The organism is Bradyrhizobium sp. Ai1a-2, assembly GCF_000426245.1.
Lineage (GTDB): Bacteria > Pseudomonadota > Alphaproteobacteria > Rhizobiales > Xanthobacteraceae > Bradyrhizobium.
Genome location: NZ_AUEZ01000008.1, coordinates 1 through 19,403 on the forward strand (window position 1 = coordinate 1; position 19,403 = coordinate 19,403).

The 19,403-nt window shown below is 63.0% G+C and carries 24 protein-coding genes; 11 read left to right on the forward strand and 13 right to left on the reverse strand.

Annotated features, from left to right (window positions below; all coding sequences use genetic code 11):
- On the forward strand, nucleotides 1–181 hold a 181-nt coding region (locus tag K288_RS54480), incomplete at its 5' end, for a hypothetical protein (RefSeq protein ID WP_210164428.1).
- The gene (locus K288_RS0107970) at nucleotides 135–473 is read left to right on the forward strand and encodes a hypothetical protein (RefSeq protein ID WP_027579051.1); all 339 of its coding nucleotides are present in this window, start codon (nucleotides 135–137) and stop codon (nucleotides 471–473) included. The genes K288_RS54480 and K288_RS0107970, both read left to right, overlap by 47 nt.
- A gap of 3 nt (nucleotides 474–476) precedes the next feature.
- Here the strand turns inward: K288_RS0107970 and K288_RS0107975 are convergent, their stop codons facing one another.
- From K288_RS0107975 to K288_RS0107995, 5 genes are all read right to left on the reverse strand, one after another.
- Complete coding sequence (locus K288_RS0107975; protein WP_027579052.1) at nucleotides 477–764, reverse strand: HigA family addiction module antitoxin; 288 nt, start codon at nucleotides 762–764, stop codon at nucleotides 477–479.
- A gap of 5 nt (nucleotides 765–769) precedes the next feature.
- Nucleotides 770–1,057, reverse strand: coding sequence for a type II toxin-antitoxin system RelE/ParE family toxin (locus K288_RS0107980; protein WP_027579053.1), 288 nt, complete (start codon nucleotides 1,055–1,057; stop codon nucleotides 770–772).
- Nucleotides 1,058–2,042: 985 nt separating this feature from the next.
- Nucleotides 2,043–2,912 carry a DUF296 domain-containing protein gene (locus K288_RS0107985; protein ID WP_027579054.1) on the reverse strand — a complete coding sequence of 290 codons (870 nt, stop codon included), beginning with the start codon at nucleotides 2,910–2,912 and terminating at the stop codon, nucleotides 2,043–2,045.
- A 2-nt stretch (nucleotides 2,913–2,914) separates the two neighbouring features.
- The gene (locus K288_RS0107990) at nucleotides 2,915–4,555 is read right to left on the reverse strand and encodes an acyl-CoA synthetase (protein ID WP_051334431.1); all 1,641 of its coding nucleotides are present in this window, start codon (nucleotides 4,553–4,555) and stop codon (nucleotides 2,915–2,917) included.
- Between the two features lie 129 nt (nucleotides 4,556–4,684).
- Nucleotides 4,685–5,089 carry an SPW repeat protein gene (locus tag K288_RS0107995; RefSeq protein WP_027579056.1) on the reverse strand — a complete coding sequence of 135 codons (405 nt, stop codon included), beginning with the start codon at nucleotides 5,087–5,089 and terminating at the stop codon, nucleotides 4,685–4,687.
- 193 nt (nucleotides 5,090–5,282) lie between these two features.
- Here K288_RS0107995 and K288_RS0108000 point away from each other — a divergent pair, with 193 nt between their 5' ends.
- Nucleotides 5,283–5,573 carry a GNAT family N-acetyltransferase gene (locus tag K288_RS0108000; RefSeq protein WP_027579057.1) on the forward strand — a complete coding sequence of 97 codons (291 nt, stop codon included), beginning with the start codon at nucleotides 5,283–5,285 and terminating at the stop codon, nucleotides 5,571–5,573.
- A 29-nt stretch (nucleotides 5,574–5,602) separates the two neighbouring features.
- A complete protein-coding gene (locus K288_RS0108005; protein ID WP_027579058.1) occupies nucleotides 5,603–5,875 on the forward strand; it encodes a GNAT family N-acetyltransferase in 273 nt (90 codons plus the stop codon).
- Between the two features lie 14 nt (nucleotides 5,876–5,889).
- Here the strand turns inward: K288_RS0108005 and K288_RS0108010 are convergent, their stop codons facing one another.
- On the reverse strand, nucleotides 5,890–6,681 hold the full coding sequence (locus K288_RS0108010; protein WP_027579059.1) for a fumarylacetoacetate hydrolase family protein: 792 nt from the start codon (nucleotides 6,679–6,681) through the stop codon (nucleotides 5,890–5,892).
- A gap of 92 nt (nucleotides 6,682–6,773) precedes the next feature.
- Entirely contained in the window at nucleotides 6,774–7,184 is a 411-nt protein-coding gene (locus tag K288_RS0108015; RefSeq protein WP_027579060.1) for a DUF3597 domain-containing protein, read from the reverse strand.
- 297 nt (nucleotides 7,185–7,481) lie between these two features.
- On the opposite strand from K288_RS0108015, the gene K288_RS0108020 reads away from it, so the two are divergent.
- The gene (locus K288_RS0108020; RefSeq protein ID WP_027579061.1) at nucleotides 7,482–8,390 is read left to right on the forward strand and encodes a DUF2189 domain-containing protein; all 909 of its coding nucleotides are present in this window, start codon (nucleotides 7,482–7,484) and stop codon (nucleotides 8,388–8,390) included.
- Nucleotides 8,391–8,606: 216 nt separating this feature from the next.
- Nucleotides 8,607–9,419 carry a lytic murein transglycosylase gene (locus tag K288_RS0108025; RefSeq protein WP_027579062.1) on the forward strand — a complete coding sequence of 271 codons (813 nt, stop codon included), beginning with the start codon at nucleotides 8,607–8,609 and terminating at the stop codon, nucleotides 9,417–9,419.
- 142 nt (nucleotides 9,420–9,561) lie between these two features.
- On the opposite strand, the gene K288_RS54645 is transcribed toward K288_RS0108025, so the two are convergent.
- A complete protein-coding gene (locus K288_RS54645) occupies nucleotides 9,562–9,981 on the reverse strand; it encodes a hypothetical protein (protein ID WP_244443102.1) in 420 nt (139 codons plus the stop codon).
- 690 nt (nucleotides 9,982–10,671) lie between these two features.
- Between K288_RS54645 and K288_RS50420 the strand changes: the two genes are divergently transcribed.
- The 4 genes from K288_RS50420 to K288_RS0108060 all read left to right on the forward strand — a co-directional run bounded on the left by K288_RS50420 (nucleotide 10,672) and on the right by K288_RS0108060 (nucleotide 13,939).
- A complete protein-coding gene (locus tag K288_RS50420) occupies nucleotides 10,672–10,824 on the forward strand; it encodes a DUF1127 domain-containing protein (RefSeq protein ID WP_080663824.1) in 153 nt (50 codons plus the stop codon).
- Between the two features lie 125 nt (nucleotides 10,825–10,949).
- Complete coding sequence (gene trmFO / locus K288_RS0108045) at nucleotides 10,950–12,383, forward strand: methylenetetrahydrofolate--tRNA-(uracil(54)-C(5))-methyltransferase (FADH(2)-oxidizing) TrmFO (protein ID WP_043159503.1); 1,434 nt, start codon at nucleotides 10,950–10,952, stop codon at nucleotides 12,381–12,383.
- 3 nt (nucleotides 12,384–12,386) lie between these two features.
- Nucleotides 12,387–13,490: a serine/threonine protein kinase gene (locus K288_RS0108050; RefSeq protein ID WP_027579065.1), complete on the forward strand. Its 1,104-nt coding sequence runs from the start codon at nucleotides 12,387–12,389 to the stop codon at nucleotides 13,488–13,490.
- 173 nt (nucleotides 13,491–13,663) lie between these two features.
- The gene (locus tag K288_RS0108060) at nucleotides 13,664–13,939 is read left to right on the forward strand and encodes a DUF1488 family protein (RefSeq protein WP_027579066.1); all 276 of its coding nucleotides are present in this window, start codon (nucleotides 13,664–13,666) and stop codon (nucleotides 13,937–13,939) included.
- 9 nt (nucleotides 13,940–13,948) lie between these two features.
- Here K288_RS0108060 and K288_RS0108065 read toward each other — a convergent pair whose 3' ends face one another.
- Genes K288_RS0108065 through yajC form a run of 5 tightly spaced genes read right to left on the reverse strand, consistent with a single transcriptional unit; the run spans nucleotide 13,949 to nucleotide 18,236 of the window.
- Complete coding sequence (locus K288_RS0108065) at nucleotides 13,949–14,809, reverse strand: phytoene/squalene synthase family protein (RefSeq protein WP_027579067.1); 861 nt, start codon at nucleotides 14,807–14,809, stop codon at nucleotides 13,949–13,951.
- A complete protein-coding gene (locus K288_RS0108070; protein ID WP_027579068.1) occupies nucleotides 14,806–15,189 on the reverse strand; it encodes an Mth938-like domain-containing protein in 384 nt (127 codons plus the stop codon). The genes K288_RS0108065 and K288_RS0108070 overlap by 4 nt, the downstream gene beginning before the upstream one ends.
- Nucleotides 15,190–15,194: 5 nt before the next feature.
- Nucleotides 15,195–16,220: a protein translocase subunit SecF gene (secF, locus tag K288_RS0108075; protein ID WP_027579069.1), complete on the reverse strand. Its 1,026-nt coding sequence runs from the start codon at nucleotides 16,218–16,220 to the stop codon at nucleotides 15,195–15,197.
- A gap of 10 nt (nucleotides 16,221–16,230) precedes the next feature.
- On the reverse strand, nucleotides 16,231–17,835 hold the full coding sequence (gene secD, locus K288_RS0108080; RefSeq protein ID WP_027579070.1) for a protein translocase subunit SecD: 1,605 nt from the start codon (nucleotides 17,833–17,835) through the stop codon (nucleotides 16,231–16,233).
- A 38-nt stretch (nucleotides 17,836–17,873) separates the two neighbouring features.
- Nucleotides 17,874–18,236, reverse strand: a complete 363-nt coding sequence (gene yajC / locus K288_RS0108085) for a preprotein translocase subunit YajC (protein ID WP_027579071.1) — start codon at nucleotides 18,234–18,236, stop codon at nucleotides 17,874–17,876.
- 184 nt (nucleotides 18,237–18,420) lie between these two features.
- On the opposite strand from yajC, the gene K288_RS0108090 reads away from it, so the two are divergent.
- On the forward strand, nucleotides 18,421–19,392 hold the full coding sequence (locus K288_RS0108090) for an ATP-binding protein (RefSeq protein ID WP_027579072.1): 972 nt from the start codon (nucleotides 18,421–18,423) through the stop codon (nucleotides 19,390–19,392).
- The last annotated feature ends 11 nt before the right edge of the window (nucleotides 19,393–19,403 follow it).

A 19,403-nucleotide genomic window follows, 5' to 3' on the forward strand; every position in this document is an offset into this window, starting at 1 on the left:
GGCTGGAGCTTTTGTTGCACCAAATCCTGGTCAGGCTCATCCTCCGATTTCAGCTCGTCCCAAGCTGAAATCAGACTTCTTCACGGGCGACTATCTGGCACAGTTCTCGGAACATAACAAGAACAGTCCTGCCCATGAGCGTCCGCCCCGCGCCGAGCGCCACCTACGCTCTCTTTCGTAATGCCATTCTCGGAGAGCAGCAGGTCGTCTGCACCTACGAGGGCCGGCCGCGCGAGCTTTGCCCGCACATCATCGGCACCAACAAGGCAGGCGAAGAAGTCGTGCTGGCCTGGCAGTTCGCCGGCGAGAGTTCAGGCAGGCTTCCACAATGGCGCTGCCTGCGGCTCGCCAATGTGCGTGATGCCCGCCTGCGCAAGGGCCCCTGGCACGAAGGCGGCTCGCACCGCACCGAGCAGACCTGCGTCAGCAACATCGACCTCGACATCAACATCCACGTCCGCAAGCGGCGGTGAGGTTCAGGCGACGGCGGCAGGCCTGACGCGCCTGGCGATCTCCGCGCCCTTCTCCCTCTCCACCACGCCGATGTCGTATTGCCCCTGGAGGTCCAGCCAGAACTGGGCACTATTGCCGAAATATCGGCCAAGCCGCACCGCCGTATCGGCCGTAATCCCACGGCGACCGTTAAGGATATCGGTAATGCGGCCGGAAGGAACGCCGATATCGAGTGCCAGACGGTTCGCGCTGAGCTTGCGGGCGGCCAATTCCCGCCTCAGCAGACGTCCCGGATGTACGATCGGAGCCATTCTGGTCATCCCTTGTGATAGTCTACGATTTCAACTTCGTACGCGTCGCCCTTGCGAAATTCGAAACAGATGCGCCAGCGATCGTTGACGGTCATCGCCCATTGTCCTTTCCGATCACCCTTCAGCTTATGCAAGCCCACGCTCTTCAGCGGGCTGAGATCGCCAAGTGCTTTCGCGACATTCAAGGCCAACAGCAGATCGATGGCAGCTTCGAAATCCAGTCCCCGAAACTGGTTGGGCCGCTCACCGTCCCAAACCTTGCGGGTTGCGGAATTCCGCCACGATTTGATCATGGCATAAACATACTACAGAAAACGGTGAACGGCAATCGTCCCAAAATCTGCAGTGCTACTCCCTCATGGTGAGGAGCCGAGAAACGGCGTCTCGAACCATGCAGGCCCCGATCTCGCCCGCGCCCATCCTTCGAGACGCCTGCTTCGCAGGCTCCTCAAGATGAGGGTGGAGCTACTGGCCTTCGCGCACGCATCGGATGTCGCCTGAACGAAAATTCTACCGCAACATCAACGTGATTTGCCTCGTCCAGTCGGCGCGCGAAAAACATTCCGCTTCATCCTGACCGCAAATCACCTTAGAAACCGCGCCGTCCCGCCTCCATTTGGAGGGGCGTATCGCGATCGTCACGGACGTTGGAAGCGGGATGCGATGGACGTGGCTGTGTCAGGCGCCAAGCGCCGGACGAATGGCGTGGCTGCGTACGGCGAAGTCGTGTGGTCCTGGCGCCCCGACGCTGGCGCTAAGCTTTTCGCGCGAACAAGTTCGCGCTTGAGGTGACGGTGGCAAGAAAGCCCGGTCACCGGGGAGAGCACGAAGTAAGCCGTAAAGCCGTCGTGCAGGGAAAGCCGGTGTGATCCCGGTTGAACCTGTGGTCCTACCCCCGTGCTTTTTGTTGCACGGGACCCACGGGTGCAATCGGCACCCGGCTTTCCCTGCGCCCTCTCTACGGTGAGGGTGGAAAGTGACGCAGAGCTCGGGCGCAAAGCGCCGCGAGAATGCGTACGCACATCCTCTCACCAAACGCCATCGTCATGCCCCGCGAAGGCAGGGCATCCAGTAACCCGCGGCTTCTAAACTTAAGCTCAGGCGCCTCTGGAATACTGGATCGTCCGGTCAAGCCGGACGATGACAGCGGAGAGTTGTTTGAAATTTGAATCGGAATCGTAGGGTGGGTAGAGCGAAGCGAAACCCACCACCTGGCCGCTTGCTACGAAGTCGATGGGTTTCGCTTCGCTCTACCCATCCTACGGCCCCGGCAGAACACTACCCCTCCTCGTCCAGCACCTCGAGCACGAGCTCCATCGTCATCAGCACCGGGTTGTCGCCGCGCACCAATTTCCCCTCGGCGATGCCCCCGAGATAGTCGACCAGCGCGATCTCGAGCTCGGCTTCGAGCTGGCCATCGGCATCGGGAGCAATCGTGCCCGCTCGGACCGCGAGCTCGGTCGCGAACGGCACCATTGTGCGGCCATCGGTGAAGCAGGCGCCAATGGTCGAGCCGACGCCGCCATGCAGGCGCGCGTGCAGGATGCCATGCTGGCGACAAAACTTCTCCAACGCGCAGGCAAAATCCTGGTTCGGGCGCAACCGCAGCGCAAAGGCGCGGCTGGTGGTCTCCGCATCCGTCGCCTCGCGCGGCACCGGACCGAACAGTTTGAAATTGGTCTCGGCATCGCCCTCGGCGACAAACATCGCGCCGTCGAGACCGAAAGCCTGCACCTCGAAGGGCTCGGCGACCACGGTCTCCTCCGGCAGCATATGCCCGCCGTTGAAGCGGCCGTCAGCCTCGGTCCACAATCCGTGGCAGTGGAAGAACGGCGCACCATCGCGCTCGCCCAGCGTCATGGTGGCGAACTTGAGCCGGATGATGCCGTCGGGACGGAAGGCCTCGCTGTAGAATGCGGCGTTGGCGCCGGTCTTCGACAGTGCCGGCATCACGTAGGCGAACGGGCCGAGCGCTCCGCCTTTCACGCTCAAGACGCCGCCTGAAAATCCTTCCGCCGCAAAGCCCCGGCGCGCGGCTTCGAGCAATGGAATGCCGGCCTGCAGCGTGAAGGAAAATGCCCGTCCGCGCGCTTCCACCCATTGAATGCGCTCGCGCGCAATGGGACCCGGTTGGGCGATGCTACGCATCGTCAGGTCTGCTTGGTGGAGATGTCGAGCAGCCCGCGCGCTTCCAGCTCATCGCGGATCAGCCGCTTGGGTATCTTGCCGTAGCCCGACTTCGGCAGCGCATCCCAGAAGAAGAAGCGCTTCGGCATCTTGTACCGCGGCACCTTTGGCGCAAGGTACGCGGCAAGCTCCGCCTCGCCGACCGCGCTGGCGCCCTCGCGCGCGACGCAGACGGCGACGCCGACCTCGCCCCAGAAAGGATCGGGCACGCCAAGCACTGCGACCTCGCCGACGGCAGGATGCGTCAGGATCTTCTCCTCGATCTCGCGCGGATAGATGTTGGAGCCGCCGGAGATGTACATGTCGGACGCGCGGCCGGTGATGTAGATGAAGCCCTCTTCGTCCATGTGGCCGAGATCGCCGGTGCGAAACCAGCCGTCGCGAAACGCCTTCGCATTGGCTTCCGGATTGTCGTAATAGCCCGCGAACACCGCGGGACCGATCACGCAGATCTCCCCGGTCTCGAACGGTTTCAGCTCGCGCCCATGATCGTCCTGGATCGAAACCTGCATGCCGACGCGCTCGAAGCCGCAGGTGCCGATCCGCGCATGCGGGCCGTCCTCGGGATCATGCAGCGCCGGCGGCAGTACGGTGATGTTGCCGGTGACCTCGCCGAGGCCGAAATACTGGACCAGCACGGCGCCGAGCTTGTTCAGCGCCAGCTTCTGGTCCTCGCGGTACATTGGCGCCCCCGCATAGATCACGTAGCGCAGCGAGGAATGATCGAACTGGTCGGCGGCGGGATGCTCGACCATCATCTTCAGGATCGTCGGCACCGTGAACAGGTTGCTGACGCGGTGCTGCTCGATCAGCCGGAATGTTTCGGCGATGTCGAACTTCTCCGAAGGCAGCAGGATGGTCGGCACGCCGCGCGCGGCCTGCATGAGCTGGTGGATGCCGGCGCCATGCGACAGCGGGGCGACCACGATCGAGGCATCCCGCTCGCTCACGCCCGGCGTCAGGTCGGCAAGATGATTGGTCACCACGAAGGCCATCTGGCCATGGGTCAGCACGGCGGCCTTGGAGCGCCCTGTGGTGCCGGAGGTGAAGAAGAACCAGCAGGGATCGTCATGCTCGACCGCGACATTATCGACCTTCGCGTCGGCGTGCGCCGCGATCGCGTCAGTGACGGTCCGCTCGCCAAAGCTCCCGTCCTCGCCGATCCGCCAGGTGAACTGCAGCGCGGGATTGGCGGCAGCCGCGGCATGCTCGGGAAAGTCGCCGTGGCAGAGAAAGCCCTTGGCGCCGGAGGCTGCGGCCAGATAGGCGACCTCGTCCGGCATCAGGCGAAAATTGGTCGGCACCCAGACCGCGCCGAGGCGGAAGGCGGCGAACATCGACCAGAACATCTCGTCGCAGTTCTTGGAGTGGACGAGTATGCGGTCGCCCTTGCCGATGCCCTGCGCCGCCAGCGCGGCGGCGAGTGCGGAGACGAGGCCATCGATCTCGCGCCAGGACCAGCTTCGGTCCTGCCAAATGAAGCCCGCGCGATCGCCATGCCGGCGCGCATTCTGGGTCACGATATGCGCCAGGTTCATCACCCGCCGCGACATTCGCAACTGCCCACCGCGCGGCACCGCCACGCTACCTGTCTCTCCGCTCATTTCCGTCCCATCGGGAGTTTCATCATGCGGGGCTTCTGGCCGCCCCTCTGCGGTTTATCGTCTCCGCACGGGGTTCGGCAAGGGCCCGGCGCCTCCGGCCGCCCAGCCACGGCTCCGCGATGCGGCCCATCACTGCGGATGGTTGGCGAGTTCCTGGTCGCTCCTGCCCCAGTCCTGCCAGAGCTGCAGCGCCCCCAGCAAGACTACCAGCGCGCCGAGGATGCCGTGCCAGACCTGCAACAGCGTGTCGCCGGAATAGCCGAACAGGAATGGCGAAGCGATCAGCCAGCAGCCGAGCACTATCGCGGCGACCTCCTCCCAGCGCTGCAGGGCGACATATTCGAGCTGCGCCAGGCCGAACACCAGCATGCCGATCACGAAGGTGTTGAGGATCATGATACTGCGGTCGGCATCGACGACGTCGCGGCCGGCCTGCATCGGAAACCACGGCGAGACCACGATCAGCACGCCAAGGAGCATGCCGAACCAGTCCTCCCAAGGTCTATGGGTGCTAAAGAAACGCTTATCCGACATGGTAGACCTCCCAGGAAAAGAGGCATACGTCAGCAGCCAGCGACATTGCAGTACCAAACGACCATCTGGCCGCTTCGGGGCGTATGTCTTGAAAAAAACGTAGACCGGCCATGAACGGCTTGCAAGGCCGGCCGGTCGCCAACTTGCGGACAACCGTAGGCGATGCGGCGATGCAAACAACGGGAATAAGATGATGGATGGAAGCACGAACAAGGCCGTAGTCAACAACCCCGCGCGCAAGCGCTACGAGCTCGCGGTCGATGGACATATTGCCGCGGCCTATTACGAGAAAGCAGATGGTGTAGTGACCTTTGAACACACCGAAGTGCCGCCGGAGCTTGGCGGCAAGGGAATCGGCTCGAAGCTGGTCCGTGGCGCGCTGGACCAGGTGCGTGCGGAGGGGCTGAAGGTGATCGCGCAATGCCCGTTCGTGAAGGGCTTCATCGAGAAGCACGCGGATTACCAGGATCTGCTGAAGGCTTGACGAACCACATCCAACATCGAAGATCAGGCATGACCAACGTCCGTAACAACACGGCCCGAAATCGCTTTGAACTCGACGTCGAAGGCGGCGTCGCCTTCGCAAACTACCGCGCGACGCCGTCGGCCATCATCATCACCCACACCGAAACGCCGCGCGCGCTGCGCGGCCGCGGCATCGCTTCCGAACTCGTCAAGGGCGCACTGGAATTGATCCGCGCCGACGGCCACAAGGTGATCGCCGGCTGCGGTTTTGTCGTCGACTATCTCAGCAAGCATCCCGAACACCGGGATCTCGTGGCGTAACGATCGGCATTCGGCTACACGATCCGGATCGACATGTCCGGCAGGCCCTCGAGCTTGCACAGCAGCACATCGCCCTTGACCACCGGGCCGACATTTTCCGGGGTGCCGGAATAGATGATGTCGCCGGCCTTCAGCTCGAAGGCATCCGACAGTTTTGCGATCTGCTCGGCGACGCTCCAGATCATGTTCCGCAGGTCCGAGTTCTGCCTGACGGTGTCGTTGACCGCGAGCGAAATCGCGCCCTTGGTGAAGTGTCCGGTCTTGGTAGCCGGATGGATCGGGCCGATCACGGCGGCATGATCAAAGCTCTTGCCGATCTCCCACGGCTTCTTTTCCGCTGCCATGCCGTTCTGCAAGTCGCGGCGCGTCATGTCGAGACCGAGCGCATAGCCATAGACGTGGTCGAGCGCCTTGTCGGCTGGAATATTGGTACCGCCGGATTTCAGCGCGGCGACCAGTTCAACCTCGTGATGATAGTTTTTCGTCAGCGATGGATAGGGATGATCGGCGACCGCCCCGATCGCAACGTTCTGGATCGCATCGGTCGGCTTCTGGAAGAAGAACGGTGGCTCGCGCGTCGGATCGGAGCCGCGCTCGATCGCATGCGCGGCATAGTTGCGGCCGATGCAATAGATGCGGCGGACCTGAAATACCTCGGTCTCGCCGACAATCGGGATCGTCGTCGCCGCCACGGGAAACATTGCCTTCGGCCCGACTTGCGCGTCGGCGGACGTGGCCTGCGCGGCCGTTCCCGCCAGCGCGAGCGCGCCGGTGGCGAGCATGGTCCTGCGATCGATCGTGGTCATGGGCGTTCTCCTTCGTTGTTATTGTCTGTTGCGGTCGACAAAAAAGGCCCGCGACGATCGCGGGCCTTGGAATGCTTGGTACCAGTGTCGCCTTAATGCTTGATTTCCGGCGGCAGCTTGCCGCCATTGGCCGCGAGCTTGGCCATCACCTGCTTGTGCAGCCAGATATTCATGCTCGCAGAATCACTGGTGTCGCCGGTGTAGCCGAGTTCCTTGGCAAGCTCCTTGCGCGCCGACAGGCTCGAATCGATGTCGAGCGCCTTCATCAGGTCGACGATCGATGTGCGCCACTCCAGCTTCTCCTTCTTCGCGGCCACGGCGTTGTCCAAAATCGGGGCGACGTCGACGGTCTGCGCGGGCGCCGCGGCAGGCGTGGCCGCGGTGGCAGATGGCGAACTGCTGGCGGGCGCGCTGCCCGGAGCAGCACCGCCAGCAGGAGCCGCAGTCGCTGCGGTTGTCGTGCTGCCGAAGATCGAGCTCATGATTTTTCCGAAAATGCTCATCGTTCACTCCCGAAGGACTTGAGATGGTATGAGGGGTCTCTTGGCGCTCTTTTTTGGCCGGCAGCACCTCGCCGGGTCGCCAAATGATTTTACCCGGACCAACCGAGGTTGCCAATGCGACATTCACCGAAGCGTGAGTGCGTCAGTCCCGGTTTGGGAGTAGCCTGACCTTTCAGTTCGCGACATGGCCGGTTGGGTGTCTTCGCGTCTGGCCTGTTTGCGATCGCTTAGGAGACGGCACGTTGTGCCCCTCGCTGGCGGGCGCAGGAATGTGGCCGCCGGAGGGAGACGACGACCATGCCCACCTATCATGACAATGTCACATCACTGACGCAGACCGGACAGGAAGTCGCGGCTGCGCCCGAGATTCGCACCATCGGTCTCGGCGATCTGCACCGCGCCCTGCAACTCGGCTGGGAGGATTTCAAGGCCGTACCAAGCCACGCCATCGTCCTGTGCGTGGTCTATCCGGTGCTTGGCCTCGTGCTTGCCCGCGTCGTGCATGGTTACTCCGTGCTGCCGTTGTTGTTCCCGCTGGCCGCGGGCTTCGCCATCCTCGGGCCATTTGCGGCGATCGGCCTCTATGAACTCAGCCGCCGCCGCGAGAATGGCGAGGAGCCTTCGGCATGGGACGCGATCGAGATCGTCCGCTCGCCGTCATTCGGCGCCATGCTCGGATTGGGCACGCTGCTATTTGCGCTGTTCGTGACCTGGATCGCCACGGCGCAGGCCGTCTATGTGGAAGCGTTCGGTTATGCGACGGCCGCAGGAATCCCCGATTTCCTCACGCACGTGCTGACGACAGCGCAAGGTTGGTGGCTGATCCTGGTCGGCTGCGGCGTCGGCTTCCTCTTCGCCCTGCTCGCGCTTTGCATCAGCGTGGTGTCGTTCCCGATGATGCTCGACCGTCACGCCACGACGGGTGAGGCCATGGTTACGTCGCTTCGCGCAGTCGCGCGTAATCCGGTCCCGATGGCCGCCTGGGGCCTGATCGTCGCGGTTTTGCTGGTGCTGGGAACGCTGCCATTCTTCCTCGGCCTTGCCATTGTCATTCCCCTGCTCGGCCATGCCACCTGGCATCTCTACCGGCAGGTGATCGTTCCCGATCCCAATGTGCAGCCGCTCCCGCCGCGTCCGCGCGAGCGAAAGCCTGCTGCCGACTTCCCCGCCAACCTGTTCCCATGGCGGCGGAAGAACAGCGCGTAAGCCTTCGGCAAATCTGTCCTATCGTCTCCGGCCTGGTGCGCGAGCACCAGGCCGGAGACGCTTATGGTCCGGCTGCGGATGTGTCAGCGCTCGGCATGGTAAATTGACTTGCTCATGCAACGGCGACAAGCCTTGTTTTGGCCGCTCTTGCCGCAAACATTTGGTAGCGTTTCGAGATTAGTGTCGATGATGCGTCGACATGGAGTGAATGATTTCATGGGCTTTCACTTTTCCCTGCGGACTGCATTGGGAGCCCTGCTCCTGACCTTGACCACGCCTTCGTTCGCTGCGACCTGCGGCAGCGGCTCGTTTGACGCTTGGCTGGACGACTTCAAGAAGGAAGCGGCATCGAAGGGGATTTCGCAGTCCGCAATCCAGGTCGGCCTGAACGGCGTCACGCTCGACAAGACCGTGCTGACGCGCGACCAGTCGCAGAAGGTGTTCAGTCAGACCTTCGAGGAATTCTCCGGACGCATGGTCCCGCCTCGCCTCACCCGCGGCGCCAACATGATGAAGCAGTATGGCTCGGTGCTGTCCCGCATCGAGGAACAGTATGGCGTGCCAGGCGAGGTGCTGGTGGCGATCTGGGGACTGGAGACCGATTTCGGCGTCAACATCGGCAAATTCCCAACCATGCGGGCGCTGGCGACGCTCGCCTATGATTGCCGCCGCTCCGATATGTTCAAGGCCGAGCTGTTGGATGCGCTCCGCATCATCGAGCGCGGCGATGTCCCGCCGCAGGAACTGCGGGGTGCGTGGGCCGGCGAAATCGGCCAGACCCAGTTCATGCCGTCGAACTACATCAAATTCGCAGTCGATTTCGACGGCAACGGCCGCCGCGATCTCCTGCACAGCGCGCCCGATGTGCTGGCCTCGACCGCAAATTTCTTCGCCAACCACGGCTGGCAACGCGGCAAGGATTGGGAGCCAGGCAGTCCGAACTTCGCGGTGATCCAGCAATGGAACAAGAGCGAGGTCTATTCGCGGACCGTCGCGTATTTTGCCACCCAGCTCACCCGCGTACCGTAAAGCGTTTTCGAGCGAAGCATGCCCTCGGACTTGATCCGAGGGTGGACACCGGCTCGCGAAGAAAAGGCGTCAAAAAGAACCAAGCGCTCCCCGGTTTTAGGGAGCCGATCGCCGTGGGACGATCGGCGCCCTTGAGAGAGTCTTACTTCACCTCGCCGGCGTGCATCGCCTTGTTCAGATGCGCCGCGCACACGCCCATCTTGCCACCGAGCAGAGCGTCCTGCGCTTGCGCCATCTCCTTTTGCGCCACGATTTTGCCTGGACCGTCCGCCATCGTCTCGACTGCGGATTCGGTCTTGGCGAGATTGTCGCCGCTGCAGCCGACCGTGACCTTGGCGGCGTGGGCGGGAACGGCGGCGTAAGCAATGAAAGCCATCGCGGTCGCTGCAATCAGTTTGTTGCGCATAGTATTTTCCCCATTTTCTGTTTTATTTGAACGGAAGCCGACGTGATTGCCGGAATCCGTGACAACGATTGTTCGCTCATCATCGAAAAGTTCAGAATGAATTCCGCGCGATAGAGATGTGATCGACGCTGCGAGCAAGGCACGCATGCGTTGCATCGATTTTTCATTACAGCCCGGTAAGGAAACGAGGGCCGCGCGGGATCATTGCCGAGGTGTTCGGTCCCTCTGCTCATGATCCGCCTGTCAGTGGACGGGGAGTTGAACGTTCAGCATCGTCGGGAACCATCCTTCGGGATGGCGGACATCGGCGGTCAGGCTGAGGCTCCGTAGTCCGCCCGGTCGAACGATGCTGGCTTGGCTCAGGTCGGCATGCGACATCCGATCCCGGAGGACATCCCCCTTGAAGGAGAGGAATATTCTTCCAAATTACTCCCCACCAAGAACTGATATTTTGTTCATTTCTACGGTGGCGCGGCATGCGAATCACGCATGTGCAGCTGGCTAGACCGAGTCGCGGTCGGCACGAAGGCGATAGGTTCCGAAGCGGAACATTTGATTTCAGGTCCATCAGCAACCATCTGTGACGGGTGCGACGGCAGTAACGCGCATATAGCAAACCCGTGATGTTACGGACTTTTCTGATCAACACGCCGCCGCCATTGGTCCGTTGGCGCCTCGTCAGGCAGCTATGCTGAAGGGGTTAAGCGGACCTTACCAGCGTCATGCATTTTCCACTTAGCTGCACCGCAACATAGGAACTACCGCGCTGCATCAACTCAACCTATGTTCATTTCATCGACGATGAAGCTTTCGATAAGGCTGAATCGCAATTTCTAGGAGACTACCATGTTACTCTCGCTCATCCGCATGATCCGGGCTTTCCGTGATTATCAGCGTAATGTTGCCGAGCTGTCGCAGCTTAGCGATCGCGAGCTGGCGGACATCGGCCTCGATCGCTCTGATATTCCGCGCGTGGCCTCTGGGCACTACAACGGCTGACCCTTCGTCAGCCCATCAATGAACGGACAACGCCCGCTGCTTTTGCGGGCGTTCTCGTATTCTCTCCCCAGTTTCTCTGCCCGGTTTCAGATGCGCTCGCGGGAAAAACGCGCTAACGCTGCGCGATGAGCGTGACCAAGCCTTCTCCAGATCCTGTCCACATCATCGGCGCCGGCTTGGCCGGTTCTGAAGCCGCCTGGCAGGTGGCGAGCGCCGGCGGGCGCGTGGTGTTGCACGAGATGCGCCCACAGCGGATGACCGAAGCCCATCGCACCGATGGCCTTGCCGAGCTCGTCTGCTCCAACTCCTTCCGCTCCGATGACGCCGCCAACAATGCCGTCGGCCTGCTGCATGCCGAAATGCGGCGGCTCGGCTCCCTGATCATGCGCGCCGCCGACGCCAACCAGGTACCCGCCGGCGGGGCGCTCGCGGTCGATCGCGAGGGGTTTTCCGCCGCCGTCACCAAGGCTCTCAACGACCACCCCTTGATCGAGATTCGCCGCGAGGAGATCGCCGGGCTTCCGCCCGCCGATTGGCGCAACGTGATCGTTGCGACGGGCCCCCTCACCTCGGCGCCGCTGGCAGACGCCATCCGCGAGCTCACCGACGAAAGCGCGCTCGCGTTCTTCGATGCGATCGCGCCGATCGTGCACAAAGACTCCATCGACATGAGCGTGGCGTGGTTCCAGTCGCGCTACGACAAGGTCGGGCCGGGCGGCACCGGAGCCGACTACATCAATTGCCCGATGACGAAGGAGCAGTACGACGCGTTCGTCGATGCGCTTCTGGCCGGCGAGAAGGTGGACTTCAAGGACTGGGAGACCAACACGCCGTACTTCGACGGCTGCCTGCCTGTCGAGGTCATGGCCGAACGCGGCCGCGAGACCCTGCGGCACGGTCCGATGAAGCCGGTCGGCCTCACCAATCCACACGATCCCACAACCAAGCCCTACGCGATCGTGCAGCTTCGCCAGGACAACAAGCTCGGCACGCTCTACAACATGGTCGGCTTCCAGACCAAGCTGAAGCATGGCGCGCAGCAGCGCGTGTTCCGGACCATTCCGGGCCTTGAGCAGGCTGAATTCGCCAGGCTCGGCGGACTTCACCGCAACACCTTCCTTAACTCGCCCAAGCTTCTCGATTCACAACTTCGCCTGCGCGCCGAGCCGCGATTGCGCTTCGCCGGCCAGATGACCGGCTGCGAAGGCTATGTGGAGTCCGCCAGCATCGGCCTTCTCACCGGTCTCTGTGCCGCGGCAGACACTCGCGGGCATTCGCTGGCTCCCCCGCCGCCCACCACGGCGCTGGGCGCATTGCTCGGCCACATCACCGGCGGCCATATCGAGACCATCGACACGGGACCGCGCTCATTCCAGCCGATGAACATCAATTTCGGCCTGTTCCCGCCGCTGTCCAGCGTGCCAACGAAGAAACCTGACGGCACGCGGCTCCGCCGCAACGAGAAGACGGTCGCGAAGAAGCAGGCGATGTCCGCCCGCGCGCTCGCCGACCTCGACCGCTGGATATCGGACCATCTGCACGTCGCGGCGGCGGCCTGAGCCATGAGCTTGCCGAAAGACGACGCCGCCACCCTGTCGGCGCGATGGCGCGAAGGTGTCCTGCTCAAGCGCGACGTGTTCTCTACTGTCGAGCGCGGCCGTTTTCGCAGCGAGACCGGCGAAATCGATGCGGTGCTGCGCCGGCTCGACCAGGTGCCGTTCTGGTCGTTTCCACTGGCGCTGCACCTGTTTTCGCGCGAGCGACGGGCGCTGTCGCTGGCCCGCGACCTCGACGTCGGACCGAAACTGCTCTGGGCTGGACAACGCGCGCTGGCGCGCGGCTTCATCGACGGCGTGGCGCTGCACCTGGCCAAGCCGCATGGCGATGTCGCCTATTTCCGTTCGGCCAAGGATGCGCTGCGCCGACTGCATCGCGCCGGCATCTGCCACAACGATCTCGCCAAGGAGCAGAACTGGTTGGTCGGCCGCGACGGCCGCGCCTATCTCACCGATTTCCAGCTCGCCGCCTGCTTCAAGCGCCGCAGCCGCCTGTTCCGCATCGCAGCCTATGAAGATCTGCGGCATCTCCTGAAGCACAAGCGCAGCTATGCGCCGGATGCGTTGACCCCGAAGGAACGCAAGATCCTCGCACGCAAGTCAGTCGTCGCCAGCATCTGGCTCAAGACCGGCAAGAAGGTCTACCAGGCGATCACCCGCGGCCTCTTCAATTTCACCGATCGCGAGGGCGGCGGCCGGCGGCTGGTCAATGATGCGCCGGTCCTGGTCGATCTGATCCGGAAGAACCCGGAGGTCCGCGACACCGCGATCGTTGCCTTCGCCGACCGACGGGTCGGCGTCGGCCTCTATGCCTTCGTGGAAGCCGACGAGGTCGCGCTGGAGAAGAAGCTGCGCAACACGCTTGCCTCTGCCAAAGGCGTCAAGCCGCCCGAGCACATCCAGATCGTCCATGCGCTACCGCGCGATGCTGCGGGCAAGCCACGCACGGAGATATTGCAGCTCGTGGCGATGAACCAGATCGACCTGATCGAGCCAATGATGCGGAACGAGGCCGACCGCGCCTTCCTCAAGGACATCCTTGAGCAACGCAAGAACCTTCGCGACCGATTCAATTTCGAGGTCGCCGAGATGGACCGGCAGACGCGGTAGAGCTTCGGTTCTGATGGAATCAGAACCAAAGCTTTAGATTCTTGTTTGACGCGTTTGCTTGACGCGAACCGGTGTCCACTTCGCTCGAAAACGCGCTGATCATTCTGCAATCGCCACCTCAACGCCATCGTTGCAAAGCAATCTTGGAATCGAATCCAAGGAGAGTGTTTTCGATGCCGCTAGCGCGGGGCAAGATTGGCGGACATGATTCCGAGCGGCTGGCGTTCACGTTCACGATGCTTAGCGAAGGCGAAACCGTGGAGTGTCAGATCAGCGACGCCGCGATGGACGAGCTTGCGGGGACGCGCGGCACGCCGAGCATGGCGCGGCAGGGACAGTTTGTGTCGCTGCGTGACGAAATCGAGAAGATCGCATCCGACCTGTTCGAGGCCGGCCCGGTCGTGAAGGGCCGCACGATCAGGATCTTTACCAAACACATCGGCAAGTAGCGCGCGGCGTCAGCCGCCGAATTCCCGTCGCCGCGACGCCCGCCACGTGGTCCACAGCACGCGCAGGCGTGATGTGACCTGCGGAACGAACGGGTCGCTGTTAGCCCGCGACATCCGCGCGAGATCACGCTCGACCAGCGCCAATGGCAGGAAGATCGGCCGCACCGCCGGCGGAACCGTCGGCAGCAGTGAGAGCGCGGTCTTGAGATGGCTCCTCGCCTCGCCGACGAGTTGGTCGATCGCCGCGCGTAGCTGCGGCGTCTGCTTGCCGGAGAATACGTCTTCGATTCCGCCGCCGTGCTGCTCAAGGAATTGCAGCGGCAGGAACAATTGCCGCCGCGAAGCGTCGCGCGGCAGTGCGGCGATCACTTGCGCGATACCTTGCGCGAGTCCAGCATGCTGCGCGAGGTGACCGATCTCGTCTGACGGCCGCGCGATCACGCGCGCAGCAAGCGAGAACAGCGCCGAGGCGGTCTCGTTGAGATAGCCCTCGAGCGCGGCCATCGACGGCATCGGATCGTTGTAGAGATCGAACTGGTGCTCCTCGACCAGCCGCGACAGCGGCTCGACGGGCAGCCGGAAATTCCTGATCGCGAGCAACAGCTCCGCTGCGACTGGATTGCCCTCGACGCTGCCATGGCCGCTGCCCGCGAGCATGTCGGTCCACCATTGCAGGCGTATCTCGCCGGGCAGAGGCTGGCTGACCAGTTCATGAACCCGGGAAATTTCGGCGTTGAAGGCATAGATCGCGAGCAGCGCCCGGCGCTCGCGCGCCGGCACGAACAGCGTAGAGGCATAGCGCGCGAAATCATGCGTGCGCACGAGATCGGCGCAGAACGCCGCGGCGTCCGTGCCGCCGGGCTCTGTCATGGCACCGCAATCAGCGCCGCCGCCACCCGCCGCCGCTCGCCCATCATGATGTTGTAGGTGCGGATCGCAGGTCCCGTCTGCATCGTGTCCAGCACCACATGCACCGCGCGCAAGGCGTCGCGCAGCGCCTTCGGCGCTATCCATGTTTCCGTGCCGGTGCCGACGATCAGCGTGTCGATGATGTTGGCCTTCGCGAACACACGCTCGAGCGAGTATCGGTCGATCTGCTGCGGCGTCGTCACCGGCCAGGCCCAGATCCCATCGGGCAGGCAGAGCAGCGAGCCGCGATGCGACATATCGGCAAACGCAAATCCGCCCTTGCCGTAGGCCTCGATCGGCGCCGACCTCGGAAGATGCGGAGCGTCCGAGGATTGAGCCATGGTCGCTACTTCTTTGTTACTGCTTCCGGCTTCTTGGCCGGAGTATCCGGCGCGTCCCCACGTACGGTGCCCACGCCGAGATAGATCAGGATCGGCGCCGCGATGAAGATCGAGGTGTAGGTGCCGACCAGCACCACGCCGAACATCATCACCGCGGTGAAGCTGTGGATGGCGTTACCGCCAAACAGCAGCAGCGCCAGCAGCGCGAGCGTCACGGTGACGTGGGTGATGATCGAGCGCGACAGCGTCGAGTTGATCGACTCGTTGAGGAGCTGCGGCATCGGCATCTTCTTGTAGCGCCGCAGCATCTCGCGGATACGGTCGTAGATCACGACCGTATCATTGAGGGAGTAGCCGAGAATCGTCAGCAGCGCCGCGATGCTGGTGAGGTCGAAATCCACCTGCGAGATCGACATGAAGCCGATCGTCAGCACGATATCGTGGACGTTGGCGATCATGGCGCCGAGCGCGAACTGCCATTCGAAGCGGAACCAGAGATAGATCAGGATGCCGACGATCGCGACCATCAGGCCGAGCATGCCGTAGGCCAAAAGTTCGCCGGAGACGCGCGGGCCCACCACTTCGACGCGGCGATATTCGACGGAATCGCCGAGCGCGCCGCGGACCTTCTGCACGGCTTCCTGCTGCGCGCTGTCGCCGCCGGGCTGTTCGGCAACGCGGATCAAGACGTTGGCCGGACCGCCGAACTGCTGCAACTGGACCTCGCCGAGGTTCAGGCCGCTGAGCGTGGCGCGCATCGCGGCGATATCCGCGTTGCCGGATTTGGCCTGCACTTCCAACAGCGTGCCGCCCCGGAAGTCGATGCCGAAATTCAGGCCGTGGGTGAAGAACAGCGTGATCGCGATGATCGAGAGCACGGCCGAGATCGGGAAGCTGATGCGGCGGAAGCGCGTGAAATCGAAATGCGTATTATCCGGCACGATGCGCAGCGGCGGCAGGATGCCGAGCGCGGCGACGACGGTCAGCACGGCGATCAGGATGCCAAGGCCAATGAGAACGAAATGAGTCACAACAGGCCTCTCAGATCGGCACGGTCTTTTGCGGGCGCTTCCACCACACCCACCACGCGACGATCAGCCGGGTCAGCGTGAACGCGGTGAAGACCGTGGTAATGATGCCGATCCCGAGCGTGACAGCAAAGCCGCGGACCGGGCCGGTGCCGATATAGAACAGCACCGCAGCGGCGATGAAGGTGGTGATGTTAGAGTCGAGGATGGTCGCGAGCGCGCGCTTGAAGCCGGCATCGATCGCCGAGATCGCGTTGCGCCCGCCCCGCAATTCTTCGCGAATACGCTCATAGATCAGCACGTTGGAGTCGACCGCGATGCCGACGGTGAGCACGATGCCGGCGATGCCGGGCAGCGTGAGCGTGGCGTTCAGAAGCGACAACAGGCCAAAGATCATCGCGACGTTGATGGTCACGGCGATATTGGCGAACACGCCGAACAGCCGATAGGTCAGCAGCATGAACACGATGACTAGGATCGAGCCGACGTAGGCCGCCAGTTCGCCCTTCTCGATCGAATCCTGGCCGAGCCCCGGACCGACCGTACGCTCCTCGATCACGGTCAGCGGCGCCGGCAGCGCGCCGGCGCGCAACAGGATCGCAAGGTCGTTGGCGGACTGCACCGTGAAGCTTCCCGAAATCTGGCCCTGGCCGCCGGTGATCGGCTCGCGGATCACGGGGGCGGAGATCACCTCATTGTCGAGGATGATGGCGAAGGGCTGGCCAACATTCTCGGTCGTGGCCTGGGCGAATTTCCGCGCACCCGAAGTGTTGAAGCGGAAACTGACGATCGGCTCGCCGGTGCGCTGGTCGAATCCCGGCTGCGCGTCGGTCAGGTCGCCGCCGGAGACCAGCACCTGCTTCTTGACGACGTATGGGGTCTTCGGCGTCGACGCGCTCATCAGGAGTTCGGAATCAGGCGGAACCCTGCCCTGCTGGGCCTGGTCGGGCGACACCGAGGTGTCGACCATCCGGAATTCCATCTTCGCGGTCTTGCCGAGCAGTTCCTTCAGGCGTGTCGGGTCCTGCAGACCCGGCACCTGCACCAGGATGCGGTCGGTGCCCTGGCGCTGGATCACGGGCTCGACGGTACCAAGCTGGTTGACGCGGCGCTCGACGATCTGGATCGATTGCTCGATGGTCTGGCGGATGCGCTCGGTGATGGCGGCCTGCGGCACGGTCAGGCGGATCAGCCCACCGCCGGCATCGGATACCTCGAGGCTACGCTGGCCGCTGGAACCGAGCAGACCGCCGAGCGGCTGGGAGAGCTCACGCAACTTGGAGAGCGCGGTCGGCAGATCGGTATCGCGGCTGATCCTCACCTCCACGGCATCATTGCGCGAGTTGAGGCCGGTGTAGCCGATCTTGGCGTCGCGAAGCACGCGCCGCGCGTCGTCGCGGATCTGGTCGAGTTTCTCTTTCTTCACATAGTTGGAATCGACCTCGAGCAGCAGATAGGAGCCGCCCTGCAGGTCGAGGCCGAGCACCAGGCGCCGCTGCGCCCATCCCGGCCAGGTCTTGACCTGGGATTCCGGGAAGAAGTTCGGCACGGCGCAAAGGCACACTACGAGCGCCGTGAGGATGATCCCCAGCGCCTTCCACCGCGTGAAATACAACATCGAGTTGACCTGTCAGATCAGAAATTGCGGCGCGACAATCAGCTCGCTGATGTCTCGTCCTTGGCCTCGGCCTTTTCCTTTGCCGGCTCGCCCTTGGTGCGCACGCCCGAGATCATCTGCCGCATCTGCCGCACGCGGACGCCATCGGAGATTTCGAACTCGATCTGATCGTCGTCGACCACCTTGGTCACCTTGCCGACCAGGCCGCCCGAGGTCACGACGGTGTCGCCGCGGCGGATGTTTTTGACGAGCTCGGCGTGGTCGCGCACCTTCTTCTGCTGCGGGCGCAGAATCAGGAAGTACATGATCACGAAGATCAGGGCGAACGGCAAAAGCGACATCAACATGCTGTTGGCATCGCCGCCGGCTCCGGCCTGGGCAAACGCAGGAGTAATCAGCATTCGGACAATCCTCGTGAGACGGGAGAAGGACCGGCGACGCCTGGCGCGTCAAGCCCGGTCCAGGGCAAATTCGCGCGGACTATAGCGGCGGCCAGCCCAATTGCAACGTTAACAGCCCCTCATTTAGGCCGCTTGCGGGAGCCGCCAAGGCCCGTTAAAGGCTGGCCGTTCAGGAACTGCGCAAATGTCGAAAAAAGCCAAGAAATCAGCGCCTCGCGCCATGCCCAAACTGGCCTCCAAAGGCCCCCGCAAAACCGCGACAAAAGGTCCGGCAAGCGAGCTCAACGACCACACCGCGGAGCGGATCGCAAACGCCCTGGAGGCGATCGCGCATCACCTCTCCGCCGCCGCCCCGGACGCCGATGCAAGCGAGCAGCTTGCCGCGGCGGATGCTTTCGTCTGGCATCCGGACGGACGGCTCTCGAAGGTGCCGCGCGTCAGCCGCGTCGAAATCTTCCTGCTCAAGGGGATCGACCGGATGCGCGACATCCTGATCGAAAATACCGAGCGCTTCGCCAATGGGCTGCCCGCCAACAACGCGCTGCTCTGGGGTGCACGCGGCATGGGGAAATCCTCGCTGGTGAAGGCCGCGCATGCCAGCATCAATCTCGACCGCAAGCCTGCGGATCGGTTGAAGCTGATCGAAATCCATCGCGAGGATATCGAGAGTCTGCCGGCGCTGATGGAAGTGCTGCGCGCCTCCGATTTCCGGTTCATCGTGTTCTGCGACGACCTCTCCTTCGACGGCAACGACGCCTCCTACAAATCGCTGAAGGCGGTGCTAGAAGGCGGCATCGAGGGACGCCCCGAGAATGTCATCCTCTACGCCACCTCCAACCGGCGACATTTGCTCGCGCGCGAGATGATCGAGAACGAGCGTTCGACCGCGATCAATCCCGGCGAAGCGGTCGAGGAGAAGGTGTCATTGTCCGATCGCTTCGGCCTGTGGCTCGGCTTTCATCGCTGCAGCCAGGACGAATACCTCGCCATGGTCAGGGGCTATTGCGACCATTTCGGCATCAAGATCGGCGACGAGGAATTGGAGCGCGAGGCACTGGAATGGTCGACCACCCGCGGCTCCCGCTCCGGCCGCGTCGCCTGGCAGTTCACGCAGGAATTGGCCGGCCGGCTCGGCGTCAGGCTGACGGGCAAGTAAGCGGCAGTCCT